This is a genomic window from Croceicoccus mobilis, from assembly GCF_001661965.1.
GTDB lineage: Bacteria > Pseudomonadota > Alphaproteobacteria > Sphingomonadales > Sphingomonadaceae > Croceicoccus > Croceicoccus mobilis.
On record NZ_LYWZ01000025.1, the window covers coordinates 71,767 to 89,202 of the forward strand.

Below are 17,436 nucleotides of genomic sequence, written 5' to 3' on the forward strand. Positions count from 1 at the left end.
CCAGTGGACTGCGGCGGGCTAACCTCTCCCTTTCATCTATCTCCAATTGCTATTCCGGCTTCAGAACGCGAAACCTGCGCCAGCGCTGATGCCGGCATAGCCGCGTGTATTGACCGTGCCGCTCACCTTCGCGACCGCGCGTCCATCGTTCGAACTGGTCGAGAAGCCGAGGGCAAAGGAAGTCTCTCCACGATAGTGGCCAATTGCGCCGGCCATCATGCGGCCATCGCTTTCGATCACCTGCGGCAGCCCCGCGGTTGCCATCGCGGCGGCCGTGCCGGCGTTCGCATGTTCGCTCAGTTCCTCAAGGTCGTAATTGAGCTGGGCGAAGCGCATGTCGGTGTAGTCGATCGCCATGGATAGCCCGTCCTGCATCTGCTGGACATTGACAGCATCGTTGGGCAGCACGCCTGTCGCGACATTGTGCAGGGCGACGGGGGAAGAACTGTCGGCACCGATGAGTGCTACGTCGTTGGTCACCGTACCCCCGTTCGAGACGTTCGGATTATCCGGATCGGAATACTGCACCGCCACGACAACGCTGCCAGAGTAATTGTTCTGGATATTGGAAATCGCATTGGTGTTGGTGTCGATATCGGTCCGGTTGGTGGCGATATTGGCGGTGTTGGTGTCGATATCCGTGCGGTTGATTGCGATATTGGTCGTATTCACGGCGACTTGCTGATTGGTCGCGTAAAGTTGGGCGCCGTTCACCGCATCGGTGGATCCTGCAGACAGGCTTGCCGCCGCGACATTGTTCAGCGTTACCGGAGCCGACGGGTTCGCGCCGATAAGCGCTGTCGTCTGCGTAGGCGTGGCGCTGGCCATCGCCGGATCGCTATCCGAAACATATCCGATCGGCACATTGTCGACCTGTGCCTGGATATTGGTGATCGAGACCGAGTTGTTCGTTACCCGGGTGCCAAGATCGACGATATCGCCTTCGTTGACAGTGACACGCGCATCGATGTTCGAGATGTCGGCCTCGTTCGTCGTGACGCGGGTGCCAAGATCGACGATATCGCCCTCGTTCACAGTGACCCGCGTGTCGAGATCGGCGATATCGCCCTCGTTGATGGTGACCCGCGTGTCGAGATTGGCGATGTCGCCCTCGTTGATGGTCACACGGTCATCGAGATTGGAGATATCGGTCTCATTCGTGGTTACGCGGGCATCGAGATTGGTGATATTCGTTTCATTGGTCGAAACGCGCATGTCGACAGCGGCGATATCATTCGTGTTCTGGTCGACCTGCGACTGCACCGCAAAGAGCTGGGCTCCGTTCACAGCTTCGCTGCTCGTCGCCGAAACTTCCCCGTCGGCGACGTTCGAAATGGTGGTGCCGCCCGCGCCTCCCAGCACGATGTTGCTCTGGCTGGCATCCGAGTATTGCACGGACAATGCCTGAAGGTCGGAGATGTCGCTTTCGTTCTGCGTGACGCGTCCGTCCATATTGGCGATGCTTGTTTCATTCGTCGTCACCCGTCCGTCGAGTGTGACGATGTCGCTCTCGTTCGTGGTGACGCGGCCATCGATTGCAGCGATGTCGGCTGCGTTCTGCGCCACATTCAGATTGGTTGTATTGAGCTGCGAGCCGTTTACCGCTTCCATCGATGTGCCCGATAGCTCGCCATCCGCGACATTGCCGATAATGGTGCCGCCAGCGCCTGCCAGCGTGACGGACGTCTTGGCGTCGTCATCGTAAAGGACGGCATCGTCGGCCAGTTCGGCCACGGCGCCGACAACTTGTCCCACGGTGGCTGCGTCGCTGTCCTGCGTACCGGGAGCGACATTGGTGATCTGCCGCAGATTGCCGGCGCTGCCCACCGAGACGCTTCCCACGCTGTTATAAGTGCCCGCAAGGCCCGGGGCGCTGTAACCGGCCATCCCGGCACGATCTGCGACAGAGCCGGTACCCAGCGCAACGCTGTTCGCGACCTGTGCGGTGGCATCCGTACCGATTGCCACGGATGCATCGGCACCGACTTCGGTCAGGGCGCGATTGCCGATGGCGATGGAATCGAGGTCGTTGGCCATACCGGTCGCGCCATCATCGCCAAGGCCGCTAATCCGGTTCCCGCCGATCGTAATCCCCTGCGCGGTGCCAAGCGTATAGCCGTCAGCGGTAAGATTGCAGTTGTCCGACGGCGCAATCAGATTGCCGTCGGTGTCGAGTACGGTGAGGCCGATATTGTCGCCCGCCGCGATGCTGGCGAGAATGTCGTCGATTTCAATATCGACATCGCTGATATCGAGGACGTCGCCCGTACCGAGGATGTTGCCGACAAGTGGAATGCCGCCGAGATACGCGTTGATGTCGATCACGTTGTCGGTAAGCGAAGTGAGCGAGGTGATGAGAGGATCGTTCGCCTGGTCGATGATATCGGTGACTGCCGATGGCTCTAGCGATATGCCGGTGCATACGTCGACGGCCGGCTGCAACGACTGCGCCTTTGCCTCTTGCGAATTCAATGCTGTGGCCACTGCCATCAAAGCTGCCGATCCTGCCATCACGGTCCGAAGCCGGACCTTCCCGTTGAATTTCATTTTGCGTCTCCCACTGTCCCGTTTGACGGGCTTTTCGACGACGCAAGCCTTTCGTTTCTTCCGTTAAGGTAAAGTAACTGCAAGGTAATTCAAAATTTTACCAAAGTATCATGGTCCGAAAAATCTGAATTTAGCCAGGCGGTTTTTTCAGAAATTACGATACATTCTTTGCAAAATTGATCTGCATCGGACTCGGATTTTGGTGTCGATTCACCGGCGGGATTTTTATGATCGAGCTTCGGAAATTATATTTCAACTTGCATATAATCGGTGCAACCTGTCCCAAAATGCGAATGTTGCGGAACGGTTATCGTAATTCAGCCGCTTTTCGCCAAATCGCCGGCGCTCCAGCGCCTCTTTATGCAGAATGTCAGTGAAACTTGCGCCCGCAACAGCATTGATTCGTCTGGTTCTCGAACGCGGTTAATCCGGCAAAGCGGCAGGCCTTGGCTGAAAGAGGCGCCAGATAGAATTTGTAACAATCGAGCCACACGTTCGAAATGGCCCTGCCGCTATCGTGCGCGCCGCAACACTGCCGATGCCGCCACCGCCCTTAGGCGATGTTCCTTGTCCACGTGGCTTGCTCGCCCGCTAACGGCGCGATAGATGAAAGCGAACCTTCCGTTCCATGGCCAGTTCCGTTGAAAGCCCTATCTCTTCCGGTGACACGATGAGTGCGCAGACCATTCTGGTCGTCGAGGACGACGCCCCGCTTCGTGCGTTGATATCACGTGCGTTGAAGGAGCACGGCTACGAAGTGCGCAGCGCCGCTACGGGGGCGGAGATGCAGGTGAGCCTGGAGCGAGGTGAACCCGATCTCATCGTGCTCGACATCATGTTGCCGGGCACAACGGGTATCGACCTGCTTCGCCGCTTGCGGATGGAAAGCGACATTCCCGTCATCTTCATCAGCGCAAGGGGCGAGGAAGCCGATCGCGTCATCGGGCTTGAATTGGGTGCGGACGATTATCTCCCCAAGCCTTTCGGCACGCGCGAACTCGTGGCGCGCGTCACCGCAGTCTTGCGCCGGCACGAGGGGCAGCCGCGCAAGCGCGAGCGGCGGGACGAATTCACTTTCGAGGGTTGGCATCTGTCGCTGCCCCGTCGTGAACTGCGTTCGCCGTCGGGCGCGCTGGTGGATCTCACCACTGCGGAATTCGACCTGCTTGGAACCTTCGTCCAGAAACCGCAGCGAGTAATCGCGCGCGAGAGGCTGATCGAGATGTCGCGCTCTCGCATCGGTGACGCATCGGATCGCAGCGTCGATGTGCTGGTGAGCCGGCTGCGCCGCAAGCTTTCGCATGCAGGGCATGATGCGCCTATCGTGACGGTGCGCGGCATCGGCTACATGCTCAGCGCCGAGGTTGAATCGGTTTGAAATCGGCCCGCTCCATCGGGCTGACGGGTCGACTGCTGGCGATCCTGCTTGTCGTCGTCGCACTCGACTTCATCATCAATGCCGTGGTGTTCGAGCGCGCGAGCGAATTTTCCCTTCAGGAAGAGGACACGCACCGCATGGCCGAAAGGCTGGTCGTGGCCTATCGCATTCTCGACGATGCAGCGCCGGAAAGGCGCGAGCCGTTGATCGAAGAGCTTACGACCAAGCATCTGGCAATCGATTGGCGTGAAATGGGAACGCGGCGCCCCGCGAGCCTCGAACTCGACAAGCTGCGTCAGCAGATGATCGCTTTCGAAGGCGACCTCGCGCGGACCGGTTTACGCCTGCATCTGGCTCCGCTGTCGGAAAAGGGCGATATTTCGGGCAGCATGATCCTGACCGACCGATCGGTCGTGAATTTCACGCTGCATGCGCATGAGGCCGGTCGTCTCAATGCCGAGCGGCTGGTCGCTCTTGCCTTGCCCACGCTGCTTCTGATGGCGCTGGGCGTATTGCTGGTCAAAAAGGCGATGCAACCGCTACGCGGCCTCATCACCGCGACGCGCCGGGTCGGCGATGATAACAAGCCAATCCCCCTGCCGGGAACGGGGTCGGGCGAGGTCCGGCAATTGATCGAGGCTTTCAATGTCATGCAGGAGAGGATCCATCACCTGCTGCACAATCGCAGGCTTACGATCTCCGCCATCGCGCATGACCTGCGAACGCCGCTGACCCGCCTGCAGATGCGGCTGGAGAATTCAGAGATAGATAGCGAAGAGCGCGCCGCGATGGAGGCTGATCTCGCCGAAATGCGACATCTCCTCGAATCGCTTCAGGTGTTCAACCAGACCGGCAGCGTAAGCCATCCGCGTGAAATGATTGATGTAGCGGCAAGCGCGATGACCCTGGTCGATGACGCGATCGATCGTGGCTATCCGGCCAATTACGAAGGCCCCGGTCATCTGGAGATCAAATGCAGGCCATTGTCTCTGCGCCGGATCATGTCGAACCTCGTGGAAAACGCCCTCCATTACGCGGGTGACGCGTCGCTTAGCATCGGCATGCAGGATGGTGAGCTGGTCATCGTGGTGGAGGACACGGGACCGGGCATCCCCGAACAGTATCTGGAAGATGTGCTCGAACCGTTCACCCGGCTTGACGAAGCGCGTAGCCGTGACACGCGCGGTATGGGCCTTGGCCTTGCCATCGTCGACCGGATCGTTCGGGCAGAGGGGGGGCGGTTCAAGCTTGCCAATCGCAAGGCGGGCGGTCTTCGCGCCACGGTCCTCCTGCCGCTGGGCGAGTGAAATTCGCAGTCGCAGCAACATAAGGTTACAAAGCGGAACGACTGGAGAAAAACTCACGAAGTAGAAACCATGATTTGAGCAGCGCCTCACCCTCGATCCGCGCGCTGTTTCAGTCAAAGGAGCCTACTCGTGAACGAACTTATCGGACGCGTCTTCGACTTCGAAAAGCGAATTTTCCCTGATAGTGCCGAGCTTTACGGCACGCTGACCCGTGACGGACAGAGCCCGCAGGCCCTCATGATCTCGTGCGCTGATTCGCGCATCGTGCCCGAAGAGATCATGCAGGCGCGCCCCGGTGACCTGTTTGTCTGCCGCAATGCCGGAAACATCGTTCCGCCCTACGCATCGATGCTGGGCGGCGTTTCGGCGACCGTGGAATATGCGGTTGCAGCACTGGGCGTGCGCGACATCATCGTGTGCGGCCATTCCGACTGCGGCGCCATGAAGGCGGTTGCCTATCCCGATGGTCTGGAAGCCATGCCCAATGTCGCGGCCTGGCTGAAGCATGGCATGACGGCAGAGCATGTCGTGTCCTCCTGCACGCCTTCGCTGGAAGGCGCCGATCGCATCCGTGCGATCAGCCTTGAGAACGTCATCGCGCAGCTCAACAACCTGCGCACTCACCCGTCGGTCGCACGGGCGATGGCTTCGGGTGAGATGAGCCTGCATGGCTGGTTCGTCGACATTCATGCCGGGCAGGTTCTGGGCTATGACGGCGACAAAGGGACATGGTCGGCACTACGCGACAATGAGCCGCTGCCGGTCGCCCATCCCGCAAATGCCCGCTACATGCTGGCGGAGGCAGCGGAATGACCGCCGCCGCCATCCCGGCCGAAGACGAAAAGGGCGGCATGTTCAGCCACTTTTCGCGCGACTTCACCGCCTCGATCGTCGTCTTCCTCGTCGCCATGCCGCTGTGCATGGGCATCGCGATCGCTTCGGGCGTCCCGGCTGAGAAGGGCCTTCTGACCGGGATCATCGGCGGCATCGTCGTCGGCCTTTTCGCAGGCTCGCCCCTGCAGGTCAGCGGACCGGCAGCCGGTCTTGCCGTTATCGTGTTCGAATTCGTCAGTGCCAATGGCCTGTCGGCATTGGGGCCGATGCTGGTACTGGCTGGCGCGTTACAGCTGATCGCCGGCTGGATGAAGCTTGGCGCGTTTTTCCGGTCGATCTCTCCGGCGGTCGTTCATGGCATGCTCGCCGGCATAGGTGCGCTGATCGTGGTCGGTCAGTTCCATCTGCTGTTCGATGCACGCCCACAATCGAGCGGCGTCGACAATCTTGCCATGATGCCGGCGCGTTTGCTGGGCCTCACTCCCTTCGATCTCAGGGCTACCGAACTGGCGCTGATGGTCGGTCTTGTTACCATTGGCGTGATGCTGGGGTGGGAAAAGTTCCGGCCAAAGGGCATGGGCCTGCTGCCGGGCGCGCTATTGGGCGTGATGGCCGCGACGCTGCTTGCCATGGGGCTGGGGCTCGACATCGCGAAGGTGGATGTGCCTGAAAGCATCATCGGGGCGGTCGCCGCTCCGGGTGATGGGTTCATCGCCACCATGCTGACGCCGACGATCATCGTTGCCGCCATCGCGGTTGCTTTCATCGCCAGCGCCGAGACGCTGCTCTCGGCCGCTGCGGTCGATCGCATGCATGACGGCGTGCGCACCAATTACGATAAGGAATTGAGCGCACAGGGCGTCGGCAACCTGTTGTGCGGCTTGGTTGGCGCCTTGCCGATGACGGGTGTGATCGTGCGCTCGTCCGCAAACGTGCAGGCGGGTGCGAAGACGAGGCTGTCGACCGTCATTCACGGCTTCTGGATCCTCGGCTTCGTGTCGCTCCTGCCTTTCGTACTGCGCGAGATTCCCATGGCGGCGCTGGGTGGCGTGCTGGTCGTGACCGGCTGGAGGCTCGTCAGCCTCAAGCATGTTCGCCACCTCTATTCTGCCTATGGGCCTTTTCCGGCCTTGGTATGGGCAGTGACTTTCGTGCTGGTCGTATCGGTCGATCTCTTGACCGGCGTGCTTGTCGGGCTTGCCCTGACTTTGGTGGAGCTTATTCCGCACCGCCGCAGCCTTAAGCTGAAGGTCGAAGAGGACGATGAAGGCGAGCATCGTGAGGTCAAGCTGGGCGGCAGTGCAACCTTCCTCAGCCTCACCGGATTGACGAAGCGGCTGGAGACGATCCCGATGTCGCGCCCTGTCCGGGTGGACCTGCACCAGGTGAACGGTTTCGACCACACCTCGGCGGAGCAGTTCAAGGAGTGGGTCGCCCGTCGCAGGAAGCTGGGCAACCATGTCGTCGTCGATGGTCCCCAACACATGGTGGATCGCTTTTCCTGATCATCGCGATCCTTCATGATTGGCCGGGCGCTCTCCCTCGAGCGTCCGGCCAATTTTTTGTTGGGACGGGCCGATGGCCCCAACACATGGATTTGCCAGGTGGCGATGGCGATTTAGCCATTCTAATCCGCCGCGCAGACAACGCGCATTCTGCCAAATTTTCAAATTTATCTGCAAAAATAGAACTTAAATTCTGCAAAAAATACGCTTTTTAGGGTGAAATTACAGATCTGCTCCATATTCCGTTAAGCATTTCATGAGATCTCCGCAGCTTCAGACGGGATCGAAATTATGAACGGAATCAGTCATTTCGCGCTAACGGCTTTGGCAGGCGTCATCTGCATCTGCACAGCCTTTGTCGCGACCTTCATGCTGCGCACCGCGTTGAAGGGGGACGACAAGAAGCGGCACGGTCAGATGCTGGCTGCTGCAATCACGGCCGGTGGCGGGATCTGGGCCACGCATTTCGTCGCCATGCTCGGCCACCACGGTCCGGATCAGTTGACCTATCTTCCGGTGCAAACGCTGTTTTCGCTGGGTATCGGTCTGGGTGGCTACGCCTTCGCCTTTGGCATGAACTCGGGCAACGGGCTTCGCGGCAATGTGGTTTCCGGCATGCTTTGCGGCCTTGCCACTTCCGGACTGCATTTCGTTGGCGTGGCAGCGTCCAGCTTCAACGGTCATGTCGAGTGGGACTATGGCCTCATCGCGCTTTCCATCGTTGCAGGCACACTGATCGCCGGATGCGCCATTCCGGTGATTATTCGCCTCGAACGGCGGCGAGCCTATCTGCTTGGCGCTCCTCTGCTCGCCCTGTCGGTCATTGTCATCCATTTTACCGCAATGGAAGCGATGGAGTTCGTCATCACCGGGGGCATGCCGGCCCGTCAGTTTACGCTCCCTCCGCTTGAGCTTGGGGTTTTGATCGGGGTCGGTTCGCTCGTCCTGATCGGCTGGGCGCTTTCGTTGTCGCTGTCGATGCATATCTTCGAACTGGTTCTGGGCCGCAGGTCGCGCGAATTCTCGGTGCTGGTGCAAGGGGTGAAGGACACCGCCGTCTACATGCTTGATGCCGAGGGCAATGTGCTGACCTGGAATGAGGGCGCCCGTCAGCTCAAGGGCTATGAGCGTGAGGAGATCGTCGGCAGGCCCTTCGCGAATTTCTACCCGGCGGAGGACCGCAGGGCCGGCGTTCCGCAGGCGGCACTGGCGCAGGCACTTTCCACCGGCATATTCAAGGCGCGCGGACAGCGCATCCGGAAGGATGGCAGCAGTTTCTGGGCCGATGTCTCGATCGAGCCCGTATACGGCGACGGCCGCTTCATGGGCTTCGCCAAGATCACGCGCGATATCACCTCGCAGGTTGAGGCTGAACAGCATCAGCGCCAGATCCGGGCTGATTTGCAAGCGGCGACCGGCAATATGGTGCAGGGGCTTGTTCTGTTCGATAGCGGTGGCCGGGTAAAGCTGAGCAATGATCGCTTCCCGCAGATATTCGGGCAGTCCGTCGATAGCGTGAAGATCGGCATGGACAATCGCGAGCTGACCGAGGTCACGTTGATCCAGCGGCTTGTCGACCATGGCGTGCCGCGGGATGGCGCGGCAGCGCGCAGGCTGATCGACCAGATCGAGAATGGCAAGGACCGCAATGGCTTCGTTCAGGTCGAGATCGACGAAGACCTGTCGATTGCCATCAGTGAGCGCCTGTTATCGGATGGTGGCAGGGTCTTGACGATCGAGGACGTGACGGAGCGGCAGAAGGCGGCTGAACGGCTGGAATTCATGGCCAGCCACGATGCGTTGACGGGGCTTCCCAATCGCGAGGCGTTTCGCCGACTGGTGGAGGCCGAATGTGCGATGGGACAGATGGAAAATGGCGGATTTGCCGTGGCCATCGTCGACCTGGACCGTTTCAAGGAGGTGAACGACTCCTATGGTCACGCCGTGGGTGACGCACTGCTGCAGACGGTATCGGACCGGCTTTCGCGCGCCGTTGCCCGGCAGGGTGTGGCAGCCCGTTTGGGCGGTGATGAATTTGCGGTGTTCGCCCGGTTGGAGGGCGGCGAGGACGCCATCGGTGAACTTGCCGAACGGCTTGCCAATGCAGTGAACTTCGCCGCCATCCTCCACAATCGTGCCATCAATAGCGCGGGCAGCGTAGGCATCGCGCTAGCCGGGGAGGACGGGCAGGAGTGGAAGGCGCTCCTCACCAGCGCCGATCTTGCCATGTATCGCGCAAAGGCAAGCCCGGGGCTCAACTGGTGTCGGTATGAAAGCGAGATGGATCGGCAGTCGGAAGAGCGGCGGGCCCTGCAGGCTGCGTTGCGTGATGCGTTGGACAGGGATGAGTTCCATATTGCCTACCAGCCGCAATGTTCGGTCGATAGCGGCGAAATCGTCGGCTACGAGGCGCTGCTGCGCTGGAACAGCGCGGTATTGGGCGAGGTGTCGCCAGAGAAATTTATCAAGCCTGCCGAGGAAAGCGGACTGATCTTCCCCATCGGCGAATGGGTCCTGCGGACCGCCTGCAAGGAAGCTGCGCGCTGGAAAGAACCGCATAAGGTGGCGATCAATATCTCGCCCCTCCAGCTGGTTCAGCCGGAACTCTTTTCTCTGGTTACCGAAGCATTGGCCGATAGTGGACTGTCGCCTGACAGGCTGGAGGTTGAGATTACCGAAAGCGCGATCATCTCCGACAAGCTGCGTGCGCTGCATAATCTGCGCCAGATAAAGGCGCTTGGCGTGACGGTTGCCATTGATGATTTCGGCACGGGATATTCTTCCCTCGATACGCTCAACTCATTCGAATTCGACAAGATCAAGATCGATCGCACCTTCCTGATGGATGCAAAGCGCAACGCCGGTTCGCTTGCTATCATCAAGGCCGTTCTGGCGCTTGGCCGCAGTCTCGACCTGCCGGTTCTGGCCGAGGGCGTGGAATCCGAAGACGATCTCGCCTTGTTGCGCGAGGAACGCTGCTGGGAAGCGCAGGGCTTCTATTTCGGCAAGCCTGCCGTGATGAATGAAAGCCTTGTCATGGGAGAACCGCCAGCCAAGGTTTCCGCGGCATGACTGTTCAATAGCGCGCTATGTCGAGCAGCTTGATCCGGCGGCCGCGACCTGGATGAATCTCTGAAACGGGATACCAGTCGCTGTCGGGTGCACCCCTGACGCGAACGCCAACGGCTGCAGTCCATTTCGGGAAGTGCCAGGCATAGCAGGACCTTTGCCAGCTGGCGTCGTCGACTTCGACCCGCCAGCCGAAATCGGCCATCGCGTCATGGATCAGTATGGCGCGCAACTTGTCGATCCGGGCAATTGCCGCGACCCAGCCCCCAATCGCTTCGGCTCAGGGACTTGACGATAAGCTCGAAGCTTTCGCGCATGGTGCCGGGAAGAGGACGCTCCTCTGCATCGGTCAGCAGGTCGGGCATGGCGCAATTGGCGCATGGTGCCCTGTATCGGTCCATGCATTGGCGGCGAAGCGGTCAGGAACAGGCGCGGATGGCAGGTCTGGGCTTGTGCCTTCGCACTTCGAAATTTGCGCCGCGCAGCTTCGCCATCACGAAGGTATGGACTGCGGGGTAGAGCGGATTGATGAAGCGCAGTCGCGCTGAACTGCCGCGCTCGATCCAGTCGACTTCCGCATCGATACCGTGAAGGCCCCCGAACGAAACGGTAAGCCGGTCTCGCAGGCGAAGCTGACGCGAGATGCCTTCGATTTGGGCTTCGTCCGCAGACAGCGAGGTCAGCTGCGCCGGAAACGCCATCCCCGTTCCAATGCGATATTTGCAGCGCGCGCGCAGCGGTGCGCGCTCGGCTTCCGTGGCGATCATGTTGCGACCTACACAATCAGTGTGGGAGGGCGGTATTGCTGGGTAAAAGGTCGGTTACGAAGATTGAATTTGTCTTAATGACGGCCTGTCATGATTGTATCAGATACCAAGCGGCTGAAGCATCGCGAAAATAACCGAAAATCCGAATTGTGCGGCCGCAAATACGGTATGGGCGATGATCACATAGGCAATGCGCGCGCGCCTGTTTTCAAGTCTGGCGCCAAATAGCCCTCCACCCATCGCAGGCATCAGGATCATCGTGCCGGCAAGCGAGCTCAGCACCAGCCCGATCACGATCACTGGCGGCACACTCGGCTGGACCGGGAAGTCAGTGCCACCAACGACCGGCAGCATCAGCGCGTATAGGACGCCGACGGCGTAATGGAATAGCCACCCACTGGCCTGTTCGATTGCGCTGGTTGCTGTTTCCCTGTCGGCTAACGCCAACTCTCCGCGTGAAAGGCCCATCAGCCAACGCCCGACAAGACCCCAGTCGCTGCCGCCCATGCCGATCGTTCGGCGCGAGAGTGCGGCGAACAGGTCCAGCGCCAGAGTTGATCCGATTCCAACGACAGATGCGAAGATGAGCAGGTCGATTGTTCCGGAAGGCATTTTCCCTCAGGCCCCGAACTGCTCTGCGACCAGCTTGGCGAAGGCATCGGCGCGGTGGCTGATCGCGTGTTTTTCGCCGGGGTCGATTTCGGCGAAGGTCTGCTCGCGTCCTTCGGGCACGAAGGCCGGGTCATAGCCGAAACCCATCTCCCCACGCGGCGGCCAGGTGAGCGAGCCGTTGACGCGCCCTTCATAGACCGCGTGTCGTCCATCGGGCCATGCCAGCGCCAGCGTGCAGGAAAAATGGGCAGAGCGATCAACGTCCGCCCCTTGTTCCGAAAGCAGCCCTTCGACCTTACCCATGGCCATGTACCAGTCGCGGCCCGGCGCGCCTTCGAACCATTGCCGTTCCGCCCAGTCGGCGGTGTAGACGCCGGGGCGGCCATCCAGAGCATCGACCGACAGGCCGCTGTCATCGGCCAGCGACACGATCTGCGACGCCTTCGCCGCAGCCTGCGCCTTGATCAGCGCATTTTCGACAAAGGTCGTCCCCGTCTCGGCCGGTTCGGGCAGGCCCAGCGATCCTGCCGAGATGCAGTCCATCCCATAGGGCGCGAGCAAGGCCGAGATTTCCTTCAGCTTGCCCGCATTATGGGTGGCGATGACCAGCCTGCCGGAACCGAGACGGGGAGTGTCCGTCATGCCGAGACCGCGGCTGCCTGCGCTTTGAAGATTTCGTCGCAGCCGGTGCGGGCAAGGCGCAGGAGGCGCAGCAGCTGCTCCTCGTCATAGGTCGCGCCTTCGGCGGTGGCCTGAACTTCGGCGATGTGGCCGCCTTCGATCAGCACGAAATTCGCGTCGGCGTCGGCGCTCGAATCTTCGCTATAGTCGAGGTCGAGGACCGGCGTGCCGTTGTAGATGCCGCAGGAGATGGCAGCGATCTTGCGGGGCAGGGGGTCTTCCTTGATCGCGCCCGATGCCATCAGCCCATTCACCGCAAGGCGCAGGGCGACCCATGCACCGCTGATCGAAGCGGTGCGGGTGCCGCCATCGGCCTGGATCACGTCGCAGTCGAGGGTGATCTGGCGCTCGCCCAGCTTTTTGAGATCAGTGACCGAACGCAGCGAACGACCGATTAGGCGCTGGATCTCCTGCGTGCGGCCCGACTGCTTGCCCTTGGCCGCTTCGCGGCTGCCACGGGTGTGGGTGGCGCGCGGGAGCATGGAATATTCGCCGGTCACCCAGCCTTCGCCCTTGCCGCGCATGAAGGGCGGAACGCGCTCTTCCACGCTGGCGGTGCACAGCACCTTGGTGTCGCCAAAGCTGACGAGGACCGAACCCTCTGCATGCTTGGTGAAGCCGGTTTCGATGGTGATCGTCCGCATTTCATCGGCGGAACGGCCGGAAGGGCGCATGGGAATACCTTTGTCTTGTGTCGTCATAAATGGCGCATGGGGCGCCGTGTTGCGCCCCCTGTGGAGCGAACGGGCGCGCGGTGCAAGGCGCGTTTAGATCGTTACGAAGCCTGCACTGGGGAAGAAGCCCGCCATTAACCCGGTGTTGACCAGCATTGGGCACCAATCGTCAGCAGTTGCGCGGTTAAAGGCGCGGCTCCCCCAAACGGAGTTACCTGCTTGAATCTCCTGACTGCGATTTCCGGCCTTTCCGCGCTGCCCGTGATGGGCATGGTGCTTACCGCATCTTCGATCGCCTCGACGCAGGCAGAGACTGCAAGGCCTGCTGCCGCGCAGACCGAACTCGTTTCCAAGATGGATGACGGTGCGCGTTGCCGGGTCGAGGCGAAAGCCCTTCGCGAATATCGGCGTTGCCGCGGCGGGCGCTGGAGCAAGGCGCAGTCCGCCTATAATTAGGGCTGTATGTCATTGTCCGGGCAACTCCGGATCCATGACACTGCGCTGGGATGGCTCGATTATGGGCCTGGTTAGCGGGCCGGCGCGAACAGCCATGATTTCGGTACAGACCCACCCTTTCAGGCCGCGATAAGCCGGTGCCCGTGAATCAGGCTTGAGCCTGCGTCGCGCAGCACCTAAATCCGGCATGATGTTCTCTTCCGGCCCATCCATTCCAGAACTCAATGACCGCGCTCGCGAAATCTTTCGCCGCGTGGTGGAGGGGTATATCGCGGACGGCCAGCCGGTCGGATCGAAATCGCTGGCTGCGGGGCTGGAGCTTTCCTCCGCCTCGATCCGGTCAGTCATGGCGGATCTGGAGCGGCTGGGCCTTTTGGCCGCGCCGCATACCAGTGCAGGGCGGTTGCCCACTGAAACGGGGCTGCGCCTGTTTGTCGACGGGATGATGCAGGTCGCCGAACCCAGCGCTGCCGAACGTGCCGCGATCGAACGAGAGCTGTCGTCGAGCGGCCCGGTCGAGACCGCACTGGCCCGAACCTCTGCTTTGCTTTCCAGCCTTTCGGCCTGTGCAGGCGTGGTTATGGTGCCGGCACGCGAACCGCGCCTCAGGCAAATGAGCCTCGTGCCTCTGGGTGAGGGCAGGGCGCTCGCTGTGCTGGTCGGTGACGATGGCGATGTCGAGAACCGTCTGATCGAACTCGCACCGGGAACCGATGTCTCCGCGCTTGAACAGGCGGGGAATTACATCACCAGCCAGCTTGCCGGGCGCACTTTGGCAGAGGCCAGCCGGGCGATGCACCGCGAACTGGCCAGCGAAAGGGCGCAGCTTGACGATGCGGCCCGCGACCTCGTCTCCCGCGGCCTTGCGGTATGGAGCGAAGATGCCGCCCGGCGTCCGGTGCTGATCGTGCGCGGTCAGGCGAACCTTCTCGATGAAACTGCCGTTGGCGATCTGGAGCGTGTGCGCATGCTGATCGACGATATCGAACGCAGCGAACAGGTCGCCGCCCTTCTCGACAATGCGCGAGAGGCTGACGGGGCGCGGATATTCATCGGGTCGGAGAACAAATTGTTCTCGCTTTCCGGTTCTTCGGTCATCGCCGCGCCTTACCGCGACCGCGACGGAAAGGTCGTCGGCGTGGTGGGTGTTATCGGCCCCACGCGGTTGAATTACGCCCGCCTCGTCCCCATGGTGGATTTCACGGCACGCAGCCTTGGCAACAGCCTTGATGTGCGTGCGGGTCATTCTGGCCGGTAATCGGCTGGAAACACAGATTTTTACCGGATTAGCAGGAATACAGAAAACGCCATGAGCGACGACAAAACGCACGACGAGGCCGTCGAAAACGAACTGAAGGGCGTGCCGGAAGACATGATCGACGGTGAGAACTCCGAAGAGGAATCCATCGACGAGGCGCTCGGCAAGCTGAACGCTGAGCTGGACGAGGCGAAGCAGCAGGTGCTCTACGCGCGTGCCGACACGCAGAACCTGCGCCGCCGCATGGAAAAGGAAGTGGCCGACGCGCGCGCCTATGCCGCGACCGGTTTCGCCCGCGACATCCTCTCGGTTTCCGACAATCTTGCCCGCGCGCTGCAGGCGATCCCCGCCGAACTGCGCGAGGACGAGAAGTGGAAGGGCCTTGTCGCCGGGATCGAGGCCACGGGTCGCGAGATCGAGAAGGTGTTCGCTTCGCACGGCATCAGCCGCATCGCCGCCATGGGCCTGCCGCTCGATCCCAATCAGCACCAGGCCATGATCGAGATGCCGACCGACGACGCCGAACCCGGCACGGTCGTGCAGGAAATGCAGGCTGGTTACATGATCAAGGACCGCCTGCTGCGCCCTGCGATGGTGGCCGTGGCGAAAAAGCCCGATTGATCTGTTGTTCAATTGCGAGCCGCCGCGCTGACCTGAGCGGTGGCTCGCAATGACTGCCCAAGGCGCTTCCGTTTGACCGTTCTGCAGCACGTATGACGGTTATTCAGGAACCATGGTCGCAGCATCCCGGTTCTACTCTCACATCAGAGACAGAACCGGAGAACTCCCGTGAACATCAAGAAGATCGCCCTCCCGCTTGTAGCTGCCAGCGCTTTGGCCACTGGTGCATGCGCCGATAATTATGCCGTCGAAGGCGCTGCGCTTGGCGCGGCGGCGGGCGCTGGCGTTGGTGCGGTGACGGGCGCAGATGTCGGCACATCTGCCGCTGTGGGCGCAGCTGCTGGCGGTGCCATCGGCTATTTCACCGACAAGAATGACACCTGCGACGGCTATAACGATGCAGGTTATCTGGATAACGACTGCAAGTAAGGCCTAGCCGATCCAGACCGAAAGGGCCGCCCTGACCAAGCGTCGGGGCGGCCCTTTTCGCTTGGGCCGGAATGCCCGGTATGATCAGAAAGGAAGTATGCTCTCAAGCTGTGCCAACGGGGGCGCTCCACGGACCGTTCGGCCCCGGCGCAGCATGAATACATGGCGCACGATTTCGGCCTGCTGCTCGATCCCATAGCGTTTCAGCGGCCAGCCCGGACGGACAGAATAGTCATAGCGGCAGAACGGGTGGCGCATTAGCACCAGCCAGTATTTGCCTTTTTGCTGGGCCTGCCAGACATGCGTCATTTCGTGGATGAACAATCCCTGCGCCGTGATCGAGGCGTCGGCGAAATCATCGGTGTAGTGGGCGTGTTCTGCAGGGAAGTGGATGTGCCCGCATGGCGCCATCACCGTGTTGGATGGCTGAAAGGGAAACCATTTCCGGCGCCTGATCGACACCGGGCCGGTATCGATGGCCGTACCGAACATCGAATGCACCAGTGCCTTCTCACCATCCGTCAGCAGCCGTGTGCCGCCAGCGGGGATTGCAGGAGGGAGGGGGCGGCTCAGTGCGCCATCTCCCCGTGATCCATGCTCATCGCGCCGACATCATCCTGCCCCGGCAGATCATCCGCCGGCCCGATTACCAGCGCCGTCGCCGAAATCTTGTCGCCATTATCAAGTGTTACCGTCAGATCCGTGGTTCCGCCCGCTACCAGCGTGGCGTCTAGATCGAACAGCATCACGTGGAAGCCGCCGGGTGCGAAGGCCACGGTTTCCATCGGTTCCATCAGGATCGAACCGGCAGAGGCCATCATCGCGACCCCGTCCTCGACGATGCTTTCGTGCAGTTCGGCTTCGCCTGCTCCCATTACCGATGCGCTGGCAATGCGGATCGGGGTATCGCGCTTTGATTGCAGCGTGAAATAGGCGGCACCCGGGCGGCCCGGCACGGCGGGAAGGCGGACCACCGCATCCGAAAGCACCATGCCCAGCTCCTCGACCGGCGCGGGCGCGACCGGGCCGGTTTCGGCGGCGGTCTCATTTTCGCCCGCAGGCTTTTCCCCGCAGGCGGCCAACGCCAGCGGCAAGGCGATTGCGGTAATCAGGGTTAGTTTGCGCATGGACAGGCGTCTTTCCCACGGACAGTTGTTGATGGGCATCAGATAGGGGGCGTGGCCCACTTGTTCCACCGAAAAGCGCCCCTATATCGCGCTTCAGAATGAAGAGCCGCACCGGTCTGCTTGCCCCCTGTGGGGAGTGTGCCAAACGCGGTGTCAGCAAGTAGAAGGGTG

General features: G+C 61.0%; 17 protein-coding genes. 9 read left to right on the top strand and 8 right to left on the bottom strand.

What is annotated here, in order from left to right:
* Window positions 1–60 precede the first annotated feature (60 nt).
* Complete coding sequence (locus A9D13_RS14590) at window positions 61–2,490, bottom strand: YadA family autotransporter adhesin (protein WP_172808183.1); 2,430 nt, start codon at window positions 2,488–2,490, stop codon at window positions 61–63.
* Between the two features lie 727 nt (window positions 2,491–3,217).
* On the opposite strand from A9D13_RS14590, the gene A9D13_RS14595 reads away from it, so the two are divergent.
* The 5 genes from A9D13_RS14595 (at window position 3,218) to A9D13_RS14615 (ending at window position 10,643) form a co-directional block, all read left to right on the top strand.
* On the top strand, window positions 3,218–3,925 hold the full coding sequence (locus A9D13_RS14595) for a response regulator (RefSeq protein WP_066775261.1): 708 nt from the start codon (window positions 3,218–3,220) through the stop codon (window positions 3,923–3,925).
* Window positions 3,922–5,232 carry an ATP-binding protein gene (locus A9D13_RS14600; protein WP_082922445.1) on the top strand — a complete coding sequence of 437 codons (1,311 nt, stop codon included), beginning with the start codon at window positions 3,922–3,924 and terminating at the stop codon, window positions 5,230–5,232. Before A9D13_RS14595 ends, A9D13_RS14600 begins: the two co-directional genes overlap by 4 nt.
* A 129-nt stretch (window positions 5,233–5,361) precedes the next feature.
* Window positions 5,362–6,045 carry a carbonic anhydrase gene (locus A9D13_RS14605; protein WP_066775267.1) on the top strand — a complete coding sequence of 228 codons (684 nt, stop codon included), beginning with the start codon at window positions 5,362–5,364 and terminating at the stop codon, window positions 6,043–6,045.
* Window positions 6,042–7,571 carry a SulP family inorganic anion transporter gene (locus A9D13_RS14610; RefSeq protein ID WP_066775269.1) on the top strand — a complete coding sequence of 510 codons (1,530 nt, stop codon included), beginning with the start codon at window positions 6,042–6,044 and terminating at the stop codon, window positions 7,569–7,571. Before A9D13_RS14605 ends, A9D13_RS14610 begins: the two co-directional genes overlap by 4 nt.
* Window positions 7,572–7,862: 291 nt before the next feature.
* Window positions 7,863–10,643 carry a bifunctional diguanylate cyclase/phosphodiesterase gene (locus A9D13_RS14615; RefSeq protein ID WP_066775272.1) on the top strand — a complete coding sequence of 927 codons (2,781 nt, stop codon included), beginning with the start codon at window positions 7,863–7,865 and terminating at the stop codon, window positions 10,641–10,643.
* Between the two features lie 4 nt (window positions 10,644–10,647).
* On the opposite strand, the gene A9D13_RS14620 is transcribed toward A9D13_RS14615, so the two are convergent.
* The 5 genes from A9D13_RS14620 to rph form a co-directional block, all read right to left on the bottom strand.
* Complete coding sequence (locus tag A9D13_RS14620) at window positions 10,648–10,872, bottom strand: hypothetical protein (RefSeq protein ID WP_066775275.1); 225 nt, start codon at window positions 10,870–10,872, stop codon at window positions 10,648–10,650.
* 187 nt (window positions 10,873–11,059) lie between these two features.
* Complete coding sequence (locus A9D13_RS14625) at window positions 11,060–11,407, bottom strand: hypothetical protein (protein ID WP_066775277.1); 348 nt, start codon at window positions 11,405–11,407, stop codon at window positions 11,060–11,062.
* Window positions 11,408–11,506: 99 nt separating this feature from the next.
* Complete coding sequence (locus A9D13_RS14630) at window positions 11,507–12,019, bottom strand: DUF2938 family protein (protein ID WP_066775280.1); 513 nt, start codon at window positions 12,017–12,019, stop codon at window positions 11,507–11,509.
* A gap of 6 nt (window positions 12,020–12,025) precedes the next feature.
* Window positions 12,026–12,661 (bottom strand): RdgB/HAM1 family non-canonical purine NTP pyrophosphatase, encoded by a 636-nt coding sequence (gene rdgB, locus A9D13_RS14635; protein WP_066775282.1) that lies wholly within the window; start codon window positions 12,659–12,661, stop codon window positions 12,026–12,028.
* A complete protein-coding gene (gene rph / locus A9D13_RS14640) occupies window positions 12,658–13,374 on the bottom strand; it encodes a ribonuclease PH (protein ID WP_066775284.1) in 717 nt (238 codons plus the stop codon). The genes rdgB and rph overlap by 4 nt, the downstream gene beginning before the upstream one ends.
* A 219-nt stretch (window positions 13,375–13,593) precedes the next feature.
* Between rph and A9D13_RS14645 the strand changes: the two genes are divergently transcribed.
* The 4 genes from A9D13_RS14645 to A9D13_RS14660 all read left to right on the top strand — a co-directional run bounded on the left by A9D13_RS14645 (window position 13,594) and on the right by A9D13_RS14660 (window position 16,138).
* Entirely contained in the window at window positions 13,594–13,830 is a 237-nt protein-coding gene (locus A9D13_RS14645; protein WP_066775286.1) for a hypothetical protein, read from the top strand.
* 190 nt (window positions 13,831–14,020) lie between these two features.
* Window positions 14,021–15,088, top strand: a complete 1,068-nt coding sequence (gene hrcA, locus A9D13_RS14650) for a heat-inducible transcriptional repressor HrcA (protein WP_373288748.1) — start codon at window positions 14,021–14,023, stop codon at window positions 15,086–15,088.
* Between the two features lie 51 nt (window positions 15,089–15,139).
* Window positions 15,140–15,709 (top strand): nucleotide exchange factor GrpE, encoded by a 570-nt coding sequence (gene grpE / locus A9D13_RS14655; RefSeq protein WP_066775290.1) that lies wholly within the window; start codon window positions 15,140–15,142, stop codon window positions 15,707–15,709.
* 168 nt (window positions 15,710–15,877) lie between these two features.
* Window positions 15,878–16,138 (top strand): YMGG-like glycine zipper-containing protein, encoded by a 261-nt coding sequence (locus tag A9D13_RS14660; RefSeq protein WP_308420375.1) that lies wholly within the window; start codon window positions 15,878–15,880, stop codon window positions 16,136–16,138.
* A gap of 84 nt (window positions 16,139–16,222) precedes the next feature.
* Here the strand turns inward: A9D13_RS14660 and A9D13_RS14665 are convergent, their stop codons facing one another.
* Complete coding sequence (locus A9D13_RS14665) at window positions 16,223–16,630, bottom strand: hypothetical protein (RefSeq protein ID WP_082922446.1); 408 nt, start codon at window positions 16,628–16,630, stop codon at window positions 16,223–16,225.
* A 77-nt stretch (window positions 16,631–16,707) separates the two neighbouring features.
* A complete protein-coding gene (locus A9D13_RS14670; RefSeq protein ID WP_172808184.1) occupies window positions 16,708–17,265 on the bottom strand; it encodes a copper chaperone PCu(A)C in 558 nt (185 codons plus the stop codon).
* Window positions 17,266–17,436 lie beyond the last annotated feature (171 nt).